20 protein-coding genes are annotated in these 23,197 nt (G+C 40.0%); 9 read left to right on the forward strand and 11 right to left on the reverse strand.

Features of this window, described 5'->3' with window-relative positions; all coding sequences use genetic code 11:
* Window positions 1-6: 6 nt before the first annotated feature.
* Window positions 7-2,280: a ferritin-like domain-containing protein gene (locus PSR9079_RS15125; protein WP_246175573.1), complete on the reverse strand. Its 2,274-nt coding sequence runs from the start codon at window positions 2,278-2,280 to the stop codon at window positions 7-9.
* A 552-nt stretch (window positions 2,281-2,832) separates the two neighbouring features.
* On the opposite strand from PSR9079_RS15125, the gene PSR9079_RS15130 reads away from it, so the two are divergent.
* Complete coding sequence (locus PSR9079_RS15130; protein WP_149982276.1) at window positions 2,833-4,143, forward strand: mechanosensitive ion channel family protein; 1,311 nt, start codon at window positions 2,833-2,835, stop codon at window positions 4,141-4,143.
* Window positions 4,144-4,215: 72 nt separating this feature from the next.
* Here the strand turns inward: PSR9079_RS15130 and PSR9079_RS15135 are convergent, their stop codons facing one another.
* A complete protein-coding gene (locus tag PSR9079_RS15135) occupies window positions 4,216-5,361 on the reverse strand; it encodes an acetyltransferase domain-containing protein (RefSeq protein WP_145240173.1) in 1,146 nt (381 codons plus the stop codon).
* A complete protein-coding gene (locus PSR9079_RS15140) occupies window positions 5,351-7,423 on the reverse strand; it encodes a TonB-dependent siderophore receptor (protein WP_149982277.1) in 2,073 nt (690 codons plus the stop codon). Before PSR9079_RS15140 ends, PSR9079_RS15135 begins: the two co-directional genes overlap by 11 nt.
* 118 nt (window positions 7,424-7,541) lie before the next feature.
* Here PSR9079_RS15140 and PSR9079_RS23680 point away from each other — a divergent pair, with 118 nt between their 5' ends.
* Together PSR9079_RS23680 and PSR9079_RS15145 are read left to right on the forward strand one after the other, a co-directional pair.
* Window positions 7,542-7,700, forward strand: coding sequence for a hypothetical protein (locus tag PSR9079_RS23680; protein WP_179959198.1), 159 nt, complete (start codon window positions 7,542-7,544; stop codon window positions 7,698-7,700).
* 80 nt (window positions 7,701-7,780) lie between these two features.
* Entirely contained in the window at window positions 7,781-8,026 is a 246-nt protein-coding gene (locus tag PSR9079_RS15145) for a DUF3297 family protein (RefSeq protein ID WP_149982278.1), read from the forward strand.
* A 55-nt stretch (window positions 8,027-8,081) separates the two neighbouring features.
* Here PSR9079_RS15145 and PSR9079_RS15150 read toward each other — a convergent pair whose 3' ends face one another.
* From PSR9079_RS15150 to PSR9079_RS15160, 4 genes are all read right to left on the reverse strand, one after another.
* On the reverse strand, window positions 8,082-9,377 hold the full coding sequence (locus tag PSR9079_RS15150; RefSeq protein WP_149982279.1) for a DEAD/DEAH box helicase: 1,296 nt from the start codon (window positions 9,375-9,377) through the stop codon (window positions 8,082-8,084).
* Between the two features lie 162 nt (window positions 9,378-9,539).
* Complete coding sequence (locus PSR9079_RS24015) at window positions 9,540-9,821, reverse strand: hypothetical protein (protein ID WP_246175574.1); 282 nt, start codon at window positions 9,819-9,821, stop codon at window positions 9,540-9,542.
* A 60-nt stretch (window positions 9,822-9,881) separates the two neighbouring features.
* The gene (locus PSR9079_RS24020; RefSeq protein ID WP_246175575.1) at window positions 9,882-10,142 is read right to left on the reverse strand and encodes a hypothetical protein; all 261 of its coding nucleotides are present in this window, start codon (window positions 10,140-10,142) and stop codon (window positions 9,882-9,884) included.
* Between the two features lie 362 nt (window positions 10,143-10,504).
* On the reverse strand, window positions 10,505-11,209 hold the full coding sequence (locus tag PSR9079_RS15160; RefSeq protein WP_149982280.1) for a type 1 glutamine amidotransferase: 705 nt from the start codon (window positions 11,207-11,209) through the stop codon (window positions 10,505-10,507).
* Window positions 11,210-11,306: 97 nt separating this feature from the next.
* Here PSR9079_RS15160 and PSR9079_RS15165 point away from each other — a divergent pair, with 97 nt between their 5' ends.
* Window positions 11,307-12,101 (forward strand): helix-turn-helix transcriptional regulator, encoded by a 795-nt coding sequence (locus PSR9079_RS15165; protein WP_149982281.1) that lies wholly within the window; start codon window positions 11,307-11,309, stop codon window positions 12,099-12,101.
* Window positions 12,102-12,237: 136 nt separating this feature from the next.
* Here the strand turns inward: PSR9079_RS15165 and PSR9079_RS15170 are convergent, their stop codons facing one another.
* Both PSR9079_RS15170 and PSR9079_RS15175 read right to left on the reverse strand, forming a co-directional pair.
* The gene (locus tag PSR9079_RS15170; protein ID WP_149982282.1) at window positions 12,238-14,946 is read right to left on the reverse strand and encodes a TonB-dependent receptor; all 2,709 of its coding nucleotides are present in this window, start codon (window positions 14,944-14,946) and stop codon (window positions 12,238-12,240) included.
* 25 nt (window positions 14,947-14,971) lie between these two features.
* Window positions 14,972-16,072, reverse strand: coding sequence for a Ca2+-dependent phosphoinositide-specific phospholipase C (locus PSR9079_RS15175; protein WP_149982283.1), 1,101 nt, complete (start codon window positions 16,070-16,072; stop codon window positions 14,972-14,974).
* 182 nt (window positions 16,073-16,254) lie between these two features.
* Between PSR9079_RS15175 and PSR9079_RS15180 the strand changes: the two genes are divergently transcribed.
* Window positions 16,255-16,734 carry an RNA polymerase sigma factor gene (locus tag PSR9079_RS15180; RefSeq protein ID WP_179959199.1) on the forward strand — a complete coding sequence of 160 codons (480 nt, stop codon included), beginning with the start codon at window positions 16,255-16,257 and terminating at the stop codon, window positions 16,732-16,734.
* Between the two features lie 99 nt (window positions 16,735-16,833).
* The gene (locus tag PSR9079_RS15185; protein WP_149982285.1) at window positions 16,834-17,622 is read left to right on the forward strand and encodes an NPP1 family protein; all 789 of its coding nucleotides are present in this window, start codon (window positions 16,834-16,836) and stop codon (window positions 17,620-17,622) included.
* 20 nt (window positions 17,623-17,642) lie between these two features.
* Here the strand turns inward: PSR9079_RS15185 and PSR9079_RS15190 are convergent, their stop codons facing one another.
* The gene (locus PSR9079_RS15190) at window positions 17,643-20,396 is read right to left on the reverse strand and encodes a TonB-dependent receptor plug domain-containing protein (RefSeq protein ID WP_179959200.1); all 2,754 of its coding nucleotides are present in this window, start codon (window positions 20,394-20,396) and stop codon (window positions 17,643-17,645) included.
* A 142-nt stretch (window positions 20,397-20,538) separates the two neighbouring features.
* A complete protein-coding gene (locus PSR9079_RS15195) occupies window positions 20,539-21,498 on the reverse strand; it encodes a FecR family protein (protein ID WP_149982287.1) in 960 nt (319 codons plus the stop codon).
* A gap of 206 nt (window positions 21,499-21,704) precedes the next feature.
* Here PSR9079_RS15195 and PSR9079_RS15200 point away from each other — a divergent pair, with 206 nt between their 5' ends.
* From PSR9079_RS15200 to PSR9079_RS15210, 3 genes are all read left to right on the forward strand, one after another.
* Window positions 21,705-22,010, forward strand: a complete 306-nt coding sequence (locus PSR9079_RS15200; RefSeq protein ID WP_149982288.1) for an antibiotic biosynthesis monooxygenase family protein — start codon at window positions 21,705-21,707, stop codon at window positions 22,008-22,010.
* Window positions 22,011-22,021: 11 nt separating this feature from the next.
* The gene (locus PSR9079_RS24025) at window positions 22,022-22,270 is read left to right on the forward strand and encodes an ACT domain-containing protein (protein WP_246175576.1); all 249 of its coding nucleotides are present in this window, start codon (window positions 22,022-22,024) and stop codon (window positions 22,268-22,270) included.
* 136 nt (window positions 22,271-22,406) lie between these two features.
* Window positions 22,407-23,114, forward strand: a complete 708-nt coding sequence (locus PSR9079_RS15210; RefSeq protein ID WP_246175577.1) for an ArsR/SmtB family transcription factor — start codon at window positions 22,407-22,409, stop codon at window positions 23,112-23,114.
* Window positions 23,115-23,197 lie beyond the last annotated feature (83 nt).

A 23,197-nucleotide genomic window follows, 5' to 3' on the forward strand; every position in this document is an offset into this window, starting at 1 on the left:
ATCCAATTAAGTTGAAGGCGGAAGCGCTAAGCGAATATCATCTGCAGGTGGCGGCGTAGTTTGCACTCCTTTTGCATTACAATAGGCCTGCCACGCGATACTGTAAACCGCATCACCTTCTTTAAATGGCATTTGCTCTAGAACTTTACCTGTTTCTGGGTCGGTATATGGTTTAGCCGTAGATGCATAGTCTGGTCCATCACCAAATTCAAATAATTGCATCTGGGGTTTTGCTGATGGCTCTTTTGGGAATAGCTGCGAGGCAGAAATCGGCACAGCACAACCACCTAAATTATTACATTTGTTATTTGCAGGAGCGCTAAATGGACCATCAGCAGGGGCGCTACCACCACAGCTTCCTCCCGGTGTTGTGCTATGCACAAACCCACACCCACCTTGCGCTTTGCAATTGTTCGAACCTTTACAGCTGTGGAACACTGTTGCGGGAGGTAAATTATTTGAATTTTCTTTTGTATAATCCATACCTTGGCACGCATGGTATAAAACATCCTTAGACATATCCGCAATACCCGCAACCAGATCTGGAGCCTGCCCTGTTGTAGCCCAACAAATAGATACTCTATCGCCCGCCCCCCCCATTGCAGGACCTGGAAACTCAGTCGTTTTACCACCCCAATAGCGATCCAATGCTGTGGTAAGTCCTTTTAAAGTGCCAACCGCTGATTCACTAAAAATTTGATGTGTTTGTGCACGACGTTCAGGGCTAGAAAACAAATTATTCAATGCTTTTTCTACATCAACTACAGCAGGTAAATCTGGGTGCTTCTGCTTAGCCTTATCGCCACCTTGCGGGTTAAGCATTGCTACTGTAAATTTACCGCACAAGTTATGCCACGTTTGCCAGGTCATATACACTTGGGCCGCGTTGTTATCACTGTAAGATTGACCCTCTTGGTATTCATATTGAATAATCAAATCAAGTACATCAGCAAAGGTAATAAAATGATCTTTTTTAGTATTTGTAATACGTGCGCATGCAATACCAGATACAGGAAGTGGCTTTTGCCCAGCGCTATCCGCTGGGTAATCTTCTTTTAGGTTATCAGCATTAGGTTGAAACTTAGCAGCGACCTGATGATCATCTGCCTCAATCGGTGTGCTTTTCAATGCTACCGTTTGTTGCTGCAAATACGTTATTACCCAACTCTCTGCCGCCCAGCGGCTGCAGATTTCAGAAACAACACCTTTACCTTCACCTTGATCCGTTATTGCATTGATATTATTAACAATCTCAATTTTTAACTTATCTAGATCATTACTTTCATTGATTGAACCATTAATCCCCGGGTATTGCGGTTTATATTCGGCTGAGTCACGAGTATTAAAGTAATCACGTTGCACGGAATCAGGTTTAGCTGGATTCACCAAAATATCAATTAAGCTACTACCATCCTCATACACAATTTCAAGATAGTCCCAATAACAGCAATACATATGCCCGATAGAACCAAACATAGGTAAATCAACTTCTGTATCTGTTGCTTTAAACCAATCAAAAGGAGCTGTTTCAAAGTATTTAGGGCGAACGCCATCTAAATCTTTATTGATTATTAATTTTTTTGCACTTTCCTCGGTTTCTTCAATCAATAAAAACAGTAAAGCCTGCTCTTTTGTCAATGCCGCTGCATTGACTCGCATATCTTGTAGTGTTTGACCCTGAAAGTGAGTTGTAAAGTATTCTTTCACTTTAGGGCTAAGTTTTGATAAATCACGGCTGCAGTCTTTAAAATCTAAGATATGCGGGATTTGCGTTGTATCGTCATAACAATGCCAACCAAACTTTTCTGTTTGCAGTGCATTACTGGTAAATGAAGGAGTTAGATTTAGTTTACTGGCGATATTAGAAGCCAACTGTAAATGCAGCATTTCTTCTATAAACACACTATAAACAGCATTAAACGCCTGTTCATTTACGCTCAGTGGCTTGCTGGGTTTTGGCGTTGGAGTAATATCTAATTTTGCTATTCGTTCATTAGGAATAAAGCCTACTGTTGCCCCTAACCCAGGCCATAAACGCTCGGGATACAAGCCTTCATCCCCACCTATTGCATGCATGCCTTGTATTGAATACAGACCTGTCATATATAACGGGATGGTAAATAACTCAACGTTAATCGCAGCTTGTGCGATGGCTTTTATACACGCAATATCAGCGTCTTTGTAACTTACGGGACGCTCTTTAATTTTTTTGTATTGTTTGATGCTGACTTTAAGATCAAGATCGAGGTTAATCCTTACCGCCTTTTGTGCACTCTGCATTTTCAATTGCTCCATGATGACAGTTATATGCGACCAAGAAACTTGTCGCGTAAGTCAAATGAGTGTAGAAGGTTTCATCAGCGATGCAGTATTACAATACATTACAAAAGTAGATATTTGGCACAGAAGTAAAACTAATACTTTAAAACCAAAGAAAAAGTGACTAAAAAAACATTGATAATAAAACCACTATTTTAAAAGCATTTAGATAAGTGAGTCCTTATTGCGATTGCAGATATTTCGCACTATATGAAAGCTAATAATTTTTTAGTCCCAAAAGCTCACAACCTACAACTTTTATTTATTGCCACTCCCATGCTATCAAAAGCATTATCAAATTTACTCCAATAGACACTCTAACTTTGTTTGGCTAGCATAACGACAAGCGGCCGAAAAGCTTGCTCACTCAGTAGTCGCGGTGAAATACTCACGCTAAATGACACAGTAAAGCTCTACTATTTGTCAAATTTATTGATACGTTTATTTATTCTGTAAATTTTTAGACTTATCAGCCATAGTAAAGATCTTATTTTATCTAAAAAAGTACTCCGTATGGATAGTGAGTTTTTTTCCAAACAATTTGAGTCTGTTTGGTTATTGATCCAATCAATGCTTAGCCAACAAGCAACGTATCTACAATTATTGGTGATCATCACCAGCTATGCTGCCGCCTATTGGATTTATTCTAAAACAGTTAAAAAGCGCGTTGATAAGCACACTAAAGTGGCGTCCGATCACCCAATAAACATTATGCTGTTTCGACTTAGCAATATCGTTTACCCGCTAGTAGCAATCATTTTACTGCGGATATTTACCTCTATCGGCATCACTGTAGACTTGCAAGTGTGGTTAATGAATACCGCGCTCAACATTGCTATATTGCTGTTTGCTTACTCAATTATTAAAGAGTTTGTTAGCAGCCCTTTTATGTCAGCACTGTTTAAGTTAGTTGGCCTGCCCGTTTTGCTGTTGCACCTACTGGGCTTTTTGCCAGCATTTATAAAAACCCTTGAAGCGGTTTCGATTAATTTAGGCAATATTCAAGTCAGTTTATATGGCCTAACTCGGGTATTGTTTTTTGGCGCTATTTTATTTTGGTTAGGCCGCGCTTCCAGTAATGTTGGTAAGGTTATAATTCGCAACCAGCAAACTCTGGATATCAGCACCCGCGAAGTCTTTACCAAACTCTTTGAAGTTGGCTTGTTTTGTGTCATCGCGTTATTACTACTTAACATTATGGGTGTTAACCTCACCGCCCTTGCTGTGTTTGGTGGTGCGCTAGGTGTCGGCCTTGGCTTAGGGTTGCAATCAATCGCTTCCAATTTTATTTCTGGCATCATTATTTTGCTCGATAAATCACTCACCATTGGTGACTTTGTTGAGCTAGAAAACGGCAAAAGTGGCTTTGTTCGAGAGTTCAAAATGCGCCATGCGATTTTAGAAACTTACGACGGCAAAGACATACTGGTTCCTAACGAAACCTTTATTTCATCACTGCTGACCAACTGGACCCATAAAGACCCAAAACAGCGCTACCGTGTTGATTTTAGTGTGGCATACGCCACCGATGTTAGAGCCATGGTAGAAATAATTAAACAAGCTGTTGCCGAGCATCCACAAGTCATTAGCGGGCCTGATGTACCATTTGAAGAGCGTCCTGACTGCGAAATAGATAGCTTTGGCGATAATGGCATCAATATGTTTGTGGAATTTTGGATGCAAGGAATTGATGACGGTAAAAATCGGGTTGGTGGTGATTTACTATTAATTATTCTAGAAACCCTCAAAGCCCATAATATTGCGATACCATTCCCGCAACGCGAAGTTAGAGTGCTTAATGAAGACATGCTAAAAAAAATGTAAAAAATAAAGGCATAAAAAGCTGTGTTATAAACTTATAACACAGCTTTTAACCACTAAGTAAGTGTTATATCTCTAAAGATACTTTAACCAAGGTTTATTTGCTTTGCGCTTATAGTGACTAAATGCCTTAGTTGGCCAATATAACGTAACGGCTAACACAACCGTAATTAACCAAATCCATGTAATATCATTTACGGCAAAATATGCACCATGATTAGCACCAAAAATAGCACTGCAAATTGTGTATAAAATCAATAAAACGTAAAGATGAAAAATATAAAAGAACATCGGCACCGAGCCATACACTCTTAAAGCATTACTAAAGCGATTTAACGGACGCTCAAAAAACCATAAGCCAAAAAACATCAGCGCTAAAGTGATTAATAAAAAGCTCAGTGAAGGTGGATATTTGGTAACGTTAAATATCGACATAGCCGTTTGCACTGCTGTTGAAAACTGCTGCCAAGGTAGCGTTTCGCCATAGATATTTAAGCCGCGTAAAATAGCAAATAACGCTATACACGCTAAGCCCAAACCAATCAGCCACTGTTTACGATCTTCACTGTCTCGATTATGTGCGTACAGTGGGCCTGCGCAGTAACCAAGTAATATAACCCCAATCCAAGGTAATACTGGGTAACTGATTTTGACATTAACTAAACCACCTTCAGAGATAAAGCCGCGATCGTGCAGAATAGTCCATAAGGTATAACCCCACTCATCAGGACTGAAGGTAATTGGTGTGAGTAAGTTATGGCCAAAAACGATCAATAAACCCAATGCTAACAATAGTCGTTGCGGTAAGTTAATTAGTAATGCCAGAGCCAGCATACACAGGCCAATAGCCCATATCACTTGTAGAAAAATAGTCGGGATAAACCAAATCCACAAAAAGCAAATAACCGTAACTTCAAGGGCAATTAAAAACAACCCCCGCTTAACTAAAAAACTACGTGCAGAGCGTACTTTACCTGAGCTTGGGTGGCTATAAAGCCACGCCGAAAGCCCTGTTAAAAAGATAAAGGTTGGCGCGCAAAAGTGCGCTGCAAAACGGCTCCAAAACAGCCCTGGAGAGGTAACGTCAACATCCATTGGGTCTAATACCGGCATTTGCGAGAAAAAACGCTCTCGCACATGATCAAGTAACATTAATAAGATAACCACGCCACGCATGATATCGATACTATGAATACGGTTTTTAACTTGTTCAGAAGTCATATGTTATACCCAATTTAAACTGTGTTGGTGCACCAGGGTAGGCCCATAATGCATTGTAGCTACTGGCTATGTAGCTTTCATCAAATACATTATCAACATTAAGTGAAACATTTGTCCGTTCAGTCGCCTGCCATTGAGCAAATAAACCCACCAGCTGATAACTTGGTAAGTTAAAAGATAAGTTTACTGGGTCGCCTAGTCGCTCTGAAATATATTGATAATGACCACCAAATTTAATGTCTTGCTCAAGTACACGGGTATTGTGATTTAAAGAAAGCGAAAAATTATTTTTTGGTACGTTAACTAACGGGCTACCTTTAGGTATAGGCTCTAACCACTCAACATTAATCATGTCTTTGGCTGTTTCAGCCTTTACGTAAGCATACGAAAGTGTGTACTGAGTGTTTTCACCTAAACTACCAGTCAGATCAACCTCAATACCTTTACTGGTTACTTTACCAATAGGTTTTGAATAACCCTTATCGTCAGCCACCAACATGTTGCCTTTGCTAGCATCAAATAAAGCGATGGTACCGCTAACGTTGTCAAAGCCGAACTTCACACCCACTTCAAAGGAATCACTTTCTTCAAAACCAAACGATTTACCCTGAGCGTCAGTACCACTTAAAGGTATAAAGCCTTCGGAATAGCTGGTATAAAGGTTAATCGCATCATTTAGCTCATATACCATGCCTAGCCGTGGGCTAAGTCGATTCATAGTGCTATCTGAAGCAACACCTGACTTAGTCTCGAAAATATTCTGCTCAATTTCATCAAACCGCAATCCCAGCATTAATTTAAAACGCTCGGTAAGGTCTAACTGATCTTGTACATAAATACCGTATGCCTTTTGCTTTTCATTGTTTTCATACAGTTGCGCAACATCGGGGCCTTGCCCTTCACTGTAGTTTGGCTGATAAATATTTAATGTGTACGTATCTTTACCACCACGATAACGATAAAGCCCAGTGCGAAGTTCATAGTCATACCCATCAACACCAATCAAAACATGGTTAGTGATATCAGCAAGATCAAAATGACCACTTAATTCTGCGCGTACTGACAAATCATTAGAGTAATAATCTCTATAACGGTGTTGACGCGTAAGCATAGGATTATCTAAAGACAAAGTCTGTCTTGGAGGAGATAGTTCAGCATCAGACGAAAAACCTGTTAACGAAGCGGTACGATGGTTAGCGCCCAATAAGAGTGACCAGTCGCGATTAAAGTCATAGTCATAATTAAGTTGGTGTCCGCGAGAGTGCACTTTAGTTGGCGCATCATTAGGGTTACCTAAAAAGCGACTTCTAGGTACTGTGTCAAAATTATCGTTAAGTACAACAATACCTCGGTCATACATTTGCTGCTGGTCAACGTACTCAAACTCATACGTTAATGACGATTTATCGTTGATGCTGTAATACACCGAAGGCGTGATCACAAACTTATCATGATGTACGTGATCTCGAAAACTGTCACTATCTTGCCATGCACCATTAATTCGAAATGCAATATCTTCAGTTAGGCCGTTAGTGTAATCACCTTGCACACGTTTATGATCTTCACTGCCAAGTTCAGCTTTTAACTGGCCTTGCTGATAGAACTGTGGTTTTTTAGTAATGATATTAATTGTACCGCCTGGTTCAGAGCGACCATAGAGTGCAGAACCAGGACCTTTTAACACTTCAATATATTCAATGTTAGATACATCACGTGGGCCCGCAAAACCTCGCCCACCACTAAAGCCATTAATTAAATAGCCTGATGGCATATTTTCATTACCCGATAGCCCCCGTATAGAGTAGCTATCCCACAATGCCCCACCATTATTTTTACGAGAAATACTGGCAGAAAAATCCAGTGCATCTCTAAACTTGGTAATGCCATTATCAACCATCATTTCTTTACTTAATGTGGTAATTGACTGCGGCAGCTCTTTAACAGGAATATCTCCTCTAAAGGCTTGTTTATGTGCAATAGTGATGGTTTCTATATCTGATTCTGTGGCATTAGAGCCAAAAGAGAGTGCTGCAAAGGCAAGAGTTAATGCTGAGTACTTCATGATCCACTTTAATGATTGCTAGTCTTGTTTGGATATAATATAACATAATTGCAAGGCGGTGATACAATATAACGTTCAATTTAATAAAAAATAAATAATACCAACCCTAAACGCCATAGTGCCAGCTACTCTGCAACTTATTCGTAAATGGCATTGGCCTGAGCAAGAGCAAGCGACTAACCTCACTATGCGCTTTGATTATTGCTTTGACAAAGATGTCACTCGTGACGAAATAATTAGCCACTGTATTAAGCAATCAAAGCAACTGTGCAGTTAATTTATTTTGATCAGTATATTGAGCCTAAGGCCTGTATTGCCTACAATGGCGCACAATCTATTCAATGCAGATCCACAATTATGACTGATACAAATAAACCAGAATTACCAGACCAACTTTCGATCAACCCACGTAGCAAATTTTATGTAGAAGAAGTATTCGAGCATGAAATCGGCATTACACTTAATGGCAAAGAGCGTTTTGACGTTGAAGAATACTGCATCAGCGAAGGTTGGATCAAAGTAGCCGCACCTAAAGCACTAGACCGTCGCGGCCAGCCATTACTTATGAAAGTAAAAGGCACAGTCGAAGCGTTTTATAAGTAAGCTAACTGTTTACTGTAAATGAAAAAGCCGACTGAAGTCGGCTTTTTTGTGTTTGTTACTTACGACGCCAGCCGCTCCATACATCATCTATATCATCGGCTTTATTTCTGTTCTTTTTCTTACCAGTACCTTCAGGCTTGGCCATTGGCTTGTCGTTTTTAAGCGCAAGTGCTGCATCAAGGTTGGCTTGGTTTACGGCAAAGCCTGTTACTTCTTCACGCTCTAGGCGTAGTTTGTTTTTCTTTTCGATAATTTTAAAGTGATGAAAGTCTTCATAATCAATCAGTGATAACGCTAAACCTACTTCACCAGCACGGCCACTTCGGCCAATACGGTGCATGTAATCAGCAGGGCTGCGTGGTAAGTTAAAGTTAATCACTACTGGCAGTTTGGCAATGTCTAAACCACGGGCGGCAATATCCGTGGCTATTAGTACTTCTATTTCGCCATCTTTAAACTTTTCGATTACCCGAGTACGTTCACTTTGGCCTTTATCACCATGGAACACTTGCGCATTCACGCCGCGTTTTTCGAGCTTACTGGCTAAGTGCTCACAATCTTTTTTAGCGTTGACAAAAATCAGTGCTTGGCGCCATTGCTGCTGTTTAATTAAATGCGCTAAAACCGTGGTTTTTTCGCCTTTATTAACCGTAAATACACGCTGTACTAAGGTGCTTTCATCTTTGCTTTGTACTTGTATTTCTATCGGATCGTTTAACAACTCTTGGGTTAATAGCTTAACTTGCTCAGGGAAAGTCGCTGAAAACAACATGGTTTGTTTTTTAGCGGGCATAAGCGCTAATAAGTTAGCCAGTTCTTCGGTAAAGCCAAGGCTTAATAAGCGGTCGGCTTCATCAAGCACTAAGGTTGAAACTTTATCGAGCTTAATCGCATTGCTTGATATTAAGTCCAGCAAACGCCCTGGGGTTGCTACGATGATATCGGCACCACCACGAAGTGCCTGCATTTGGGTATTAACCGATACACCACCAAACACGGCAACTGTTTTAATCGCGCCGTTAAAATGCGCCGAATACGACTTAACATTATCAGCTACTTGCGTTGCAAGCTCACGGGTAGGTACCAAAATAAGCGCCGAGACATAGTTACCTTTGGTATCTCGCTTGAGTGCACCTTGTGATATTTTTTGCAATATCGGTAATGCAAAGGTCGCTGTTTTACCAGAGCCGGTATTTGCACCAGCAATAAGGTCACTGCCCGCTAATATACTTGGTATTGCCTTAGCTTGAATTGGCGTAGGCTGGATATATTCCAGCTCGGTTAAACGAGCTAGTAGCTCTGGGATAAGGCCAAGTTCGGTAAACGTGCTAGGGCTTGCGGCTGAGGTCATATTTATTACGGGCTTATTGCTAAAAAAGTAGCCTGTAATTTTAGCGTATTTAGCACGTATTAAGTAGGGGTTAGTGATTTTAAATGTGTTTTAGGTAATGGTACGCGTGGTCGTATCCGCTACGAATACCGCGAAAATTAATCTATTGATGCGCAGGTTTAACTAGGCCTGCGTTTTTATCAATGGGGTATCTTGGCTTTTTAAGAACTCAACGGCCTTTGCTTGATATTCTTTAATAAAAGATTCTGAGGTTAATTTTTCTACCGTTGACAAAGAAGACCGCGCATATCCAACAACTTTACTAAAAGAGCGAGGGTGCTCTTTTCGCATTTGTTGTGCTTCCTTAACACCAAGTTCAAAAAATGCTGTTATATCGATTTTATCACTTGAAGAAAAACCTCTGTTCTGGAAGTTGATCCCTTCAAGAGAGCCCTTTACACCCATAACATCATCCCAAAATGTTCCTCTGAGGCTTTCTGTGTTACCGCTTGCTCTTTGTGTGTCCTACTCAAGTTTTCTCACCGCATCAACTATCCCTTTGAATTCATTGATCGACATATTACTAAAATCAAAGCCTTCAGGATTAAGCAGCGCACTATAGGGTGAGCTTTTTTGTGCTTCGCCAGTAAATGCAGCAATCGCTTCTGGTTCTGCCTCTACCTCTTTTTTAGCATCTGTCACTTGCTGCTGAGGAGCTATCGGCGCTTTGGGTTGATTTGTAGTAGTAAGACTTACCGCTTGATGAATATTAAAATTGATTGTCATAAAAGTTCCTTTTTTAGTTGTTCTGCATTCAAGTATTTCTGTATCGGCTGACTTACTTATTAGTTTAGGACTTATTTTGGGTACTTTACCTAAATCATTTTGCTAGACAGATATCGCCATATATACATTGTAGCCATGACGAAAAAAGCCTGTATTTCTGGCACGTTTATTAGCTACTCTGTAGGGATTAGTGGCTTTAAAAATGGCTTTGATGAAAATATTCGACCCACTAGTTAGAACGAAGCGAAGTTGTTCATTGATTTAGCTAAATAAAAACCATAGCACGACGGCTAAAGTAACTCTATCTGACTTCAGGTTAGAGAAAAACGATAGAAACAGGCAGCGCAGCACATACTTTTGAGCTAATAGGTATTTACTAATTTATCTAAAAATAAATAGATCTTTTGGTTCATAGCATCATAGTCATGAGCAAGTAATACTTCTGGCTCCTCAACAAAGCGGTATTTTGCAGTTTCACTAAGATCATCATGCTCAATTAGCAAGGCTACAACCTCTTTAGTTAGCTCCATATGACATTGAAAACCAAATACTCGCTCATTATAAGCAACGATTTGCCTTGGGCAGCCCTCGCTATATGCGATGATCTTTGCATCAGGTGTCAGCCCCGGCATATCATTGTGCCAATGACCGACTTCTAACACTTTATCGAAGTGCTCAAACAAGGGGTGCACTAAACCTGCTGGTGTTAAAGTAATTGGAAATTTACCAATCTCACGCTCAGGACTATGTTCATAATGAGCACCTAATGCTTCGCCAATCAACTGAGCCCCTAAACAAACGCCAAGTACAATTTTCCCAGCAGCAATCGCTTTTAAGATTAGGGCTTGCTCACCTTTTGCATCAAAATAAGGGCATTGTTCAATTGTTGTATTAGGACTTTGAGGGCCACCCATTACAATTAAAATATCAATATCTTTAATCGCATCTAACAGAGGGCTACCTTCATACATCTTAGAATAACTAATAGTATAACCCTGCATTCTAGCCCAAGTTTCGTATGCACCTGGCGCTTCAAAATACTCATGGATAATAAAGTGAATATGCATTTTTTTGCCTTTTAAATAACAGAGGCTCACGATGATATACCAAATCAGAGCTATGCGTTTTATACTAACAGACACAAAACATCGATAAACCGCCACCATGCAAGCTAACGAGCTAATCCAAAGTTATACTCATAAACAGCTAATAACAAAAACAATTCATATGCCTGCTGGTTACGTTGATGATTTTCACTCACACCCATGGCATCAAATAGTGTTCCCATTTAAAGGTTTACTACAATCAAGCATTGGTGGTAAAAGCATAATAGTGCCTCATAATGCAATGCTATACATACCCGCAAACACGTCTCATAAATCTGTAGCAGTTACAAATACTGAATTTTTAGCCGTTTATCTTAATCCTGATGTATGGGTGGAGTATGCAAGTGAAGCTAAATCTTGCCTTGTAACGCCATTCATTAAACAGCTCATATTGCTCTTGTTTGAAAATGAAATGAGCCAACAATCAGAATCTAATATTACTCATTTATTACTCGTGCTCAGAGATCAAATTGTCATGGCTAATAGTTATGACATCCCCTTATTACTGCCAACCGATAAACGCCTGCTAGCAATTTTCAAACAACTTAAGCAACAACCTGATTTGTCATTCACTTTAAAAGAGTGGGCTAAAAAAGTAGGGGCATCAGAACGCACTTTATCGAGAGTTTGCGCAAAAGAATTTAGTCAATCTTTCTCATTGTGGCGGCAAAATATAAGACTCGTTTTATCTTTACAACTTTTGGATTCAAAGAGGTCGATTCAAGATATTGCATTAGAGTTAGGCTATACCTCTGATTCAGCTTACATTTACGCATTTAAGAAATTATTTAATCAGACCCCGAGTAAATATCGTCGCGATAGCTTAGATCATAATTTAACGCTAAGAATTTAGAACAAATTAATTGATAATGTTAAGGATGACAGCGTTTTTTCCCTAATAAGTATTGATAAAAACAATGTCGCTTCCAGCTTAGATTAATCTATGTGTTTATCAAAAAGCGCCACTAAAAAGTGGCGCTTACTATTAACTACAGCTGGTAGTTAACCCCTACATAATAGGTTGAGCCAAACTCGGTGGTGTTATACAAACGATCGTCCGAGTCACTATATTGCTCTTCACGCTGGTTGGTTAAGTTAACTGCTTCGAAAGTGACTTTTAACTTCTCACTTATATTATAAAAAGCTGAAAAATCCACATAAGTCGTACCATGAAAGCCAGCTTCATCTTGGTCTGAATCCGATGGCGAAGCTATCTCTGTTAAGTACTCACTACGATACGATGACGATACCCGCATACCCCACTGCTCTGTTTCGTAATATAACGTGGCATTCGCTGAGTGCTCAGATAAACCAGGGAATGCTTTGGTTGTAAAATACTCATCGCCATCATAGTAATCCATATCACCGTCAGCGTAAGTGTAGTTGGCGATAACGCCCATGTTATTAAACGGTGCGGGTAAGAAGGTAAAGTCTAATTGGCCGCCTAACTCTAAACCTTGAATACTGGTTTTTTCGCCATTTACGCTGGTGTAATAAGTAAACTCAGTGGCTGCGGTTTGTCCGGGTGCTAACAAGGCTTCTGAAAAGCCTGTTTGCCCGTAGGGCATTTTAGTGCTGCTACCAATTACAAAATTATCAATATCTTTGTAGAATAAGCCTGCGGTGATAAAACCAGTATCATCGATATACCATTCAATCGCAGTGTCGTAGTTTATTGACTCATAAGGTGAAAGCCCCGGATTACCGGAACTTAGCTCTAGCTTATCTGTGTTAACAGAACCTGAAATAGCAAGCGAGGCTAAAGAAGGGCGTGTGAGATTTTTACTAATACTTCCTCTTACCTGAACACCCTCGGCGGCATACCAAACTACGTTCAATGAAGGTAACAACTCGGCATAATCTTGTTCAACCTGCGTTTCTACGTTGTCGCTACCTGTGGATATATAACCGGTTGAAGTAACATCTGTCTTTACGTAACGTACGCCAACGTTACCGCCGAACAACTCATTTTGCCATTGATACTCAAGCCATGCTGCACGGGTTTCTTCGGTTAGATCATAAATACTGTTTATCAGTAAATCTTGCTCTGATAGCTCAGAGCTTACACCAAAATAATCCTGCGTCTTGGCAACATTTGCAGCAGCCCAGTTTGCTTTGTCATGGCCGTTATAAACACTGAAAAAACTAGCATCTAACCTATTATCAATTTCTCCAGATTCAAACTCTCCTTTTAGTGCGTCTTTAACTTGGTAGCCTTTACCGTCAGAGCTAAACTTTTTATTTAAAACGCCATACTTTAATTCACCCGTGTCGCCTACAAATGTATTGAACGAGAGTTTAATCGTGTCATAGCTAGAGTTCTGTTCGCTTTCATCCAGATCAAACTCGTGCATTTTCCAATTATCGATTGAGGCTGTATCAAAGTCATAAGTATGCTTAGCATAAAAACGATCTTGCACATAATCAGAGGTCACTCTACCAAAGCCTTCATAAAACACTTTATCACTAACAGGAATAGTAAATTTATTCTCCGAATGACCTAGTAGTAACTTAAGCGCTGTAGATTCACTTAACTGCCAATCAGTTAAAAATGATACTTGGCTAAACGTTGTGTCCATTTGCTGTACGCGGCTTTCTGTTGCTAACGTAGCGTTACTAATATCTGTGTAAACAGCTTCACCGTTCTCGTTATAACGCAGCTCATTGACCACGGCACCGCCAACTGTTTGTCCACCAGCAGTTGTTGTTCCACCCAAACCACTTAACCCTGCGCCACGCGTTGCTATATGGTGCTCATTTTTATCGTTGTTAAGCTCCGCATATAAAACATCTAAATCAAACGACAAGCTGTCACTAACTTTATACTGAAAAGCAGAGGTAACACCCAAGCGCTCTTGTTCGTTTTCCCATGCTGAGTAACGATTACCACGAGCAAAGCGCAACTCTTTATTAGTCACTTTATCTTGCGTTGCTTGATCTAAAGCACTCAAGTCAGAGCCTGCGCCATCAAGTGGGCGCCAACGATACGTATTTGTGCCTTGCTCCATCGTATCGCGCTTAGAGTAAGCTAATGAGAATAATGCGCCAAAGTTATCCCAGGTATTTGAGATCAAACCAGCCAAACGAGGGCTGGTGCCATGTGCCATAGAGTTAGATCCTGCTTGAGCCGAAATCGCCCCTTTTAGACCGTCGTAATCAAACGGCTTACTTGGGCGCAGCGCAACTGTACCACCTATGCCACCTTCTTCCATACTTGCCGAGAATGACTTTTTCACATCAATTTGGCTAAATAGTTCAGAGGCAAAAACGTTAAAATCAAATCCACGAGAACGGTTAGCCTGCCCTCGGCTATCCATGCTACTGCCACTCGTTGCGAGTACATCTAAACCATTCAGCTCTACTCGAGTAAAATCAGGACCCAAGCCACGTAGCGATATTTGTCGACCTTCACCACCTTCACGAGTAATAGTTACCCCCGGTACACGTTGCAATGATTCAGCGAGGTTTAGATCTGGAAAATCAGCAATATCTTCAGCAACAATACTGTCTTGAACCATTAAAGAGTCACGCTTTACGTCACGGTTTTTTAATAAGCTTTGGCGAAAGCCTTTAACAACTATATTTTCCATCTCTTGCGCTTGCTCGCCTTGCTCTGCTGCAAAAGTTGACGAACTGGTACTGGCTATACCCGCTAAAATTGCCAAGGTTAAGTAGCGTTTTGTTAATTGCGGTTTCATGGTTTTCTCCGATTAAAATTAAAAGTTAAAGTGGGCAATCAGTCACAGCACTCAAACAGCGTACAAACGGATTTATAGGCTGTTTATCATCTTGCTTGTTCACTAATTTAAAACTGACGAAAGGGGCATTTAGGGGCGTTTGCTTTGCACCTAAATAAAAATCGCTTGAAATGATCTGCGCTCCAGAGCTGATGGCGCTAATAGCGCGGTTGCTTGGTGACTTTGTTGCATTAAACTCATCGGCACGGGTTCTGACGATAAAGCCTTGTGTAACAGCCTGCGATATCAATTGCTGCTGTTGCTGGGGATTGTTAAACAATAGAAAAGCGGCATCTGGATGAGTAATCGGCCACGCTGCAAACATATTGGGCTTTGGTACTTGAGCAAACCGCTGTAGCTGGCGTTCATTTGCATCAAAAATAAATACAAACTTACCTCTTACGCTCTCCAAATCAGGCCAGCCCTGACTTTTTATCGATTCTGCTAAACCTTGATTTGGCTGTTTGATGTCTGCTGGGGTGAGTAATTTATCTTGCCCTAACACTTTACTAATAACGTTACTCAAGGCTTGATAGTGATCTACTGAAAAAAGCTCAGGCTGAACGCCTGCAATTTCTTCCCAACGAGTTTCTTTCGCATTAAATAAAATATAAATAGGTAGATGACGAGGGTGTTGATTTGACCAGTTTTTTAATTGCGTTAAACACTCAGTAAATAAAACACAATGACTGCTCACATCAACATCGGGAATATGTAGCACTTTAAAACCGGGCTTTGCAAGCTGCTGCTTTTGCACGTCGCTGTATAGTTGATTTTTAGTCCATGCTTGGCCCAGAGGATTTGAATATCGGCCACCTTGACTGTCTGCAAGTACATCGATCTCAAGCTGTCTTAACCCTAAATCTAGCTGCTCATTAAGTGTAGGGTGTGCATAACTAATTTTATCTGCAAACCCGCTTTCTAAATTATCTAGCTTATTGACTATCTGCTCATCAAGCCCTGTTTTATAACTGTTATGACTACCAATCACCTGTAACTCATTAAGCTTTGCAGCTGCTTTTACTGGCAAGCTGATGGCAGATAAAAAAACGATACCACTAATAACTTGCAACCATTTACTAAACATATCGACCCTTCATTCGCTTAAAAGCGAGTTGTTAATGCCTGTAAAGAGAGGGGGAAAGTTAAAAAGGCGCCAAAAAAAATTAAATTTTTTTAATTATTCATAATTCGATAAAAGTTAATTTAGTTGTCATATTTGTTTGTCAGCATAGGGTAGATTTTTTAATTAAAAATAAGAATATAGCCGTGAGTAAACGCGAATTTTCAATTACAACTGAGTTGTTAAAAGATGAGCTAAAATTGAAAGCCGCAATCCGTAAATGGGTCAAAGTGCCTGAAGATGAGGCTGACGTGTTCCAAGAAACATTTGCCACTGTGATCGAACAAGATAAACATAAAAAAATTGATAACCCGCTAGCATACGCTGTTACAGTTGCGCGTCATTTCGCATGGAAATTATCAGCTAAAAAAAGCGAGCCTTACGATGAAACACTTGATACCCGAGAGTCTGAATGTATTGAGCAGCGCTATTCACAGCACCAACAAATATCAACAATCCAAACGGTGTTAAAAAATATGCCGCCTATGCGCCAACAAGTTTTTATCCGCCGTCGTTTATACAATCAAAGTAGAGAGCACATAGCCAAAGAGCTTGGTTTAAGTGAAGATGCTGTAAAAAAACATATAAATCGCGCACTCGCGCAACTTGCTATGCATGCACAATAACCGGCTTGGTAATTAAAGCTTCATAATAAAAATTGTCTCCTTGGTATTTTTAGTTTGCTCTTTAATAGGACATTCAAACTAAACTCAAGGAAACGTAAAATGAAAAAATCATGCTTTATCTATACCTTCGCTTTTGTCAGTACAACTCTTTTCTGTCAGGCAGTACAAGCTGCTCCACCGCCAAAAATTGCAGAGTTTACAACCAATGATGCTAAAAAATGGGCCCCTCGTTTTGATTATGATACAGATGGCTGCTACCCATCGGTTGGGATCGGCAGTAATGGTCAAGTTAATGGTGGATTAAAGCCAACGGGTAGTATTAGAGGGGGCTGCAGGGACTACTCTGATTTAGTTAACTCAAATACTAATCATCGTAGTACCTGTGTTAATAACGGCAGTGTTCAATATTGTGCACATATGTATGCATTATATTTTGAGAAAGATCAGGCGATAGATAACGCATGGTTTGATGATGTTTTCAGCCATAGACATGACTGGGAATACGTAATTGTATGGCTTACCAATAACAATTTAACTCATATTAGTTATTCCAAGCATCGCGGTGCTGTTACAGCTGCCAAAAGCGATTACGCTTACAATGATGCTCAGCAACAACATGTTCGCATTGTGTATCATAAAGATGGCGCATCAACTCACGTATTTAGACCTGGTGGTGCGCAAGAGGTGGCAGAGAACGCAACTGGGGAGTGGCATACACCAACACTAGCTTCATGGCAGTTAATGCAAGGCGATGTAGGGACAACAAATGCCGATTTACAGTATTTATTTAATACCACCAGCTTTGATAAAGCTAACACTCCTTTTAATGATGGTAACTTTATCAATAAGCTTAACTCATCGCTGCCTAATGGTTATCCGGGCTTCTAATAGCATTAAAATTAAAAACGTTACAGCATCAATATAAAGCGAAGGTAATACTGCCTTCCTGCTTGAGTGGTGTTGTATATCGCATGATGTTGGCCTGCATACTCTCGGTAGTATTCATTACTAAGATTATTCACGCCAACATTTAATTCAAGTACATCGTTTAAAGCAAAATAAGCAGACCAATTAATACGCCTAAACGGTAAAAACCCCGTCTCGAACTGATCAACCCATATCTGCTGATAATTTATTTCACTAATATAACCACTACGATAATTCAGCTGTAGTCGGCTGCCCCATGTTGGTTGTTGGTAATCTACTGAAAAATTAGCCACATGTTTAGATAACCCTTCTAACTGCCCGGTATACTTAAACATATCAGCAAAACGGTAATCTCGTTCGCTATCAGCGTAACTATAAGCCGCATTAAGAGTTATATAGGGTTGCAAGTGGTGGGTTAAATCAATATCGATACCCTTCACCCAAGCCGTTGCTTGGTTCACCCGCTGATATAAATTTTTATCATCAGCAACCTGCTGATAATTGATTAATCCTGATAATTTTTTAACATACAAACCGCTCACAAGTTGAGTGTGTGAATCGACACTACCAATCAACTGCATTGTAAATTGCTGACTTTCATAAGCTGATAACGATGTATTACTCACTTCATAGCCTGTTATACCCGATAACGGCTGCTTGGTTGGGTTAAAGTATTTGGTGGCCACAGGCGTTAAGTTCTCACTTACATTTAAGCGGGCTTGCCAATTAGCTGAAAGTGCATGTCTAAAATTAGCTGAAAAGAGCGGCCGTGAATAGCAACTGTTTTTGCTTTCAAAGTTTTTTGCTTGATAGACTTGCTCATCAAAATGCTCGATGCGCATACCTAAATCAACACTATAATCATCCTGCTGATACTCATACTGCAACCAAGCGGCGCTGTTAATTCGCTCTAAGCTATAACTTTGCGAATCTAAAATATCGCCACTATCGAGGCGAATATCGGTTAAGTAACGCTTGGCCACATTACTATTGTTGACGCCTAGCCAAGATACTTCTTTATGGTAATCAACGATCTTACTTAATTCACTATCAAGTGCACTATCTAAAAGGCCTGTATTAAATTCTCTTTTATAAAGGTCATCCTGCTGTTTTTGAACTCGCTCATCGACAAAACGTTTATACTGGACACCAAATTGCCAAAGGGTTGCGTCATGCTGGTAACTAAAACTTATATTACCCTGCTGCTGTTCAATTAATGACTGGTTAGCCTGTATATCGATTTCGTCTAGTTGCCATTGTCTACTCGACTGTAAATCCATACTGTAACTATTATGAGGATGAGCCAGTTGAGGTGAGTAGTCGGTTGTTAAATTGCTAAATCCTTTTAAAAATACTTTTTCATCTTTTGGCACGTCTAACTCGTTTTTCGAGCTCCCTAACAACCAATTCAACTTAAGTTTTGCAGAAAGCCAATAATCACCTCGCCAAGTGAGCTGCGAAAATTGTGTTGTTTTGTTTATTTGCCGACTCTCAGTAGCTATTTGCGCATTTTCAAACTCTGCAAAGCGCAAGTAATCATGTTCATCAATTTCAAGCTGCGTAATTTTACTCGGCTGCTCGCTACCGGCTACGAGTGCAGAGGAGTTGATCCCTCTAGTTGAAAGGTGATACTCCTGCTTTTGGTTATTAAGCTCTGCATATAACCAATCAAGTTTATGGCTAAAGTTATCACCATAATAATGTACAGCAGCGGTAACCCCTTGCTGTTTAATAGTGTTATTCCAAATGGAATATCGATTTCCACGCGGAAAGTAAACCTCTTGTGCTTGTAGCTTTTGCTGTATGTCAGTACTAAGTTGGCTAATGTCAGTACTTGCAATATCTAAATGCCGCCACCGATAGGTATTGTATCCCTGCTCTTGCGTTACTTTGTGATTTATACTGCCGCCGAGCATATAAAACCAATGCCGGCGTTTGTATTGCCAAGAAAACGCACCACGATATGTGGGCTCATCAACAAAGTCTGTTTGGCTGTATTCAAACATGGTATTTAATTGCGACTCTTCATCCATAAGCTGTTCAGCGCTGCTGGTATAGAGATTAATGTTGCCCGCAATTCCTCCGCTATCCTGAACAACACTATATTCTTTAACGATATCGACCTTTTCAAATAACTCACTTGGCAACACATTAAAATCAAATGCAATCGCACGTTCATTTTGTCCTCTGCTATCAAGCGAAGAACCATGTATAGCAAGGGTCTGCATACCGTTTAATGCAACATGAATAAAATCACCACTTAATCCTCGCATTGCAACCTGCCTTGCCTCAGCACTGTCGTAACTGGCCGATATTCCTGCAACATTAAGTAATGAATCAGCTAAATTATTAGTCGCAAAGCTCGCGGCATTCATTAATGATATTGATTCAACTCGCACAGCGTCATCGGGGTTCACATCGTTATTAACTGAATATCTACGAGCCCTTTTAGTCTGTACTGACGAAGCACTAATGATCACTTCTTCAAGGGGGATATCTTTTTTTTCGGGCAGGCTTGGCGCATTATTAATAGATTTATCATTTTCAACTGCATTTATTGTTAACTGAGAGACGATTAGAGAGCCCTCTAATTGCCCAATATTAACTTGGTAGTGAGTCGCTATTAACCGGATGATGCTTGTTAAATCATTGTCACCGAAGTAATAAAAATCGGCAGATATATTAGCCAAATCAGCGGCAAAAAAAACGGCTTCACCGGTTTGCTCTGAAAGCATTTTTAGACTGCCAAATAAATCTTTCGCCTGAACTACCACTAAATGTTCATTAGAGTTAGAGGTAGTTATAGCTTGTTGACTAAAGCTAAGTTGGCTATTGCAGAGACAGAGTAACAGGAATAAACCGCTTACTCTTTGCATCTTAGTTATTACGTATAATAATTTGCTCGGAGTATTGCGATACTCTTAATTTATTGGCTAAAGCAAGCATCTGCAGCGTTTGCTTTGGCGTGTTTAGATTAAACCGACCAGTAACAAGCATTGATTTAAGGGTGCTATCTTCTAAGCTAATTTTTTCACTCATTTGTCGGTCAAGCTTTGCAAGTACAGAACCCAAACTCATTTGATAAGCATCCAGCCACTGTGGTTGTGTGTTATCTAGATCCAAGTAATGATTGAATGACTTAGGCAGGAGCTTCACCTCCCCCATTTTTCCATCAATGATTTCAACACTTTGTCCAGCGGTTAACTCAACGGTGGTGTTATCTAGCTGATTTGCGACATGAACACTGCCATGAACTACAATAACCTGAGTACCAAAGTCACTTTTATCTACCGAGAATTCAGTACCCGTCACCGTAACCCGCGTATCTCCAGCATCAACAATAAATGGTTGGTTATCACTTAAATGTTGCACAGAAAAAAGCGACTCACCTTGGCTTAGCTCAACCTTACGTGACTGCTTCGTAAATAAATAACTAAGGGTACTTTGCGGGCCAACCTTCATGGCAGAGCCATCAGGTAAATCAACATAGCGCGATTGTGAAGTGTTTGTTTTTGCGATTATACTTTCTGGCTTAGCAGGTGACTGTATGGCTAAAAAATTAACCGCGATGAGTAAAAAAACTGAACAAAATGCACTTGCCCATAACCACTTAGTCATTGGCTTTTTACTGCTTACAGGGAGCTGCTCGGCTTGTTCTTCGAGCATATTTTCAAGTTCATCAGAACGCCATATTTTAAGACATTTTTGATAAGCATCACGATGTTCAGGCGCCTCATCCAGCCAGATTCTAAGTTGTTGCTGTTGTTCGTCTGACAAGCTATTTGATAACTCAGCCCAATTGGCTGCTTGCTCGAAAATGGCGATTCTATCTGTCATGTGTGATTTATTAAATAAAGTTCAAGGTAGCATAACAATCATATATGACAATTTGGCTACACAGATCATTTAATACCCCTCAACTACTACATGCTTCACTATAAACAAAAATATCTGACAACCATATTTCGATATCTAACGAAACATAAGGTTTTCCAAGTGGTTATATTACCGATAACAATTAAGTGACATTGATGGAGAAAAAAATGATAGCCGTTTTATTTGAGGCGTCAGCGATACCAGAAAAGCAAGAACGATACTTTCAATTAGCAGAACAATTAAAGCCTCTTCTGCGTGATATTAATGGATTTATATCTATTGAACGGTTTCAAAGCACAACCAATCCAGACAAGTTTATTTCCCTGTCTTGGTGGGAAAATGAGGAAGCAATTAAACATTGGAAACAGAACTTTCATCATCAGCTTGCTCAAGATGAGGGGAAAACGTCTATTTTTTCTTTTTACAAAATCAACATTTTAACCTCAACTCGAGCATATAGCTCTAATAACTAAGGAATTGTACGATGCATGATATACATATAGTTTTAAAAAACAGCCCTGGCGAATTAGCTCGCTTTGGAGAAGTGCTTGGAAAAAACGGCATTGGTTTAGAAGGAGGCGGGATATTTACTGTTGGCCATCAAAGTCATGCCCATTTTTTGGTTGAAGACGGCGATAAAGCAAAGGATGTTCTTATTACCCATGGTATTGAAGTAAAAGGCATTTCAATCCCACTCATACGAAAGCTAAAACAACAACAGCCGGAGAGTTAGGTGTAATCGCTAAAGCATTGGCTGAAAAAGGTGTTAATATTATCGTTCAATATAGTGACCATGATAATCGATTAATCCTTGTCACTGATAACTATGCATTAGCTGAAAAAGCGACGACTGATTGGGCTATCCGCACTTGAGCGAACATAATATCTCTTCGAGAGAATCAATAAACTACAGCCAAGAATCTAACATCGCAGCTCTAGCGGCTGCGATGTCAGACACTTCTAGAATGAAAATACTCTGTGCACTAATGGATGGAAAAGCGTGGACGGCTACTGAACTTAGCTCAATAGCCGATATTGCAGCGTCGACAACGAGCTCTCATCTATCTCGCCTGCTTAAGGCCAACCTTGTTACATGTTTATCTCAAGGTCGACACAGATATTTCCGTCTTTATAACCATAGCATCGCTTCACTACTCGAGAATATGATGGGTGTTGCTTTTCAAGTAAATAACCCATCCCGCTTAAAAGTTCCAAAAGAGTTACTAAAAGCAAGAACCTGTTACGACCATTTAGCCGGTGATATTGCTGTTAAATTATATGACTCGTTAGTCAAAAATAAATGGATTAACGACGAAGGCAGTGATCTAACAATACAAGGTAAAGAAAAGCTTTTGCAGTTAGGCGTTCCTATAGATGCCAAAACTAAGCGGAAAAAATGTTGCCCCTGCTTAGATTGGAGCGAAAGAAAGTTTCATGTTGGCGGACACTTAGGATCATCCCTGCTAGATTTTTTTGAAAATAATAACTGGATTAAAAGAGTTCCTGGGTATCGAGAAGTTATTATTACTAGTAAAGGTCATAAAGAACTGCATAGGCATTTTTTCATTGATGAATAACGCCTAACTATACCCCATTAAATAACTTTAAAATCAATATACACATTCTTACCTTGCGGCCTAGCTAACTAAGCCCGAGAAAC

Source organism: Pseudoalteromonas rhizosphaerae (assembly GCF_902498845.1).
Classification (GTDB): Bacteria; Pseudomonadota; Gammaproteobacteria; order Enterobacterales; family Alteromonadaceae; genus Pseudoalteromonas; species Pseudoalteromonas rhizosphaerae.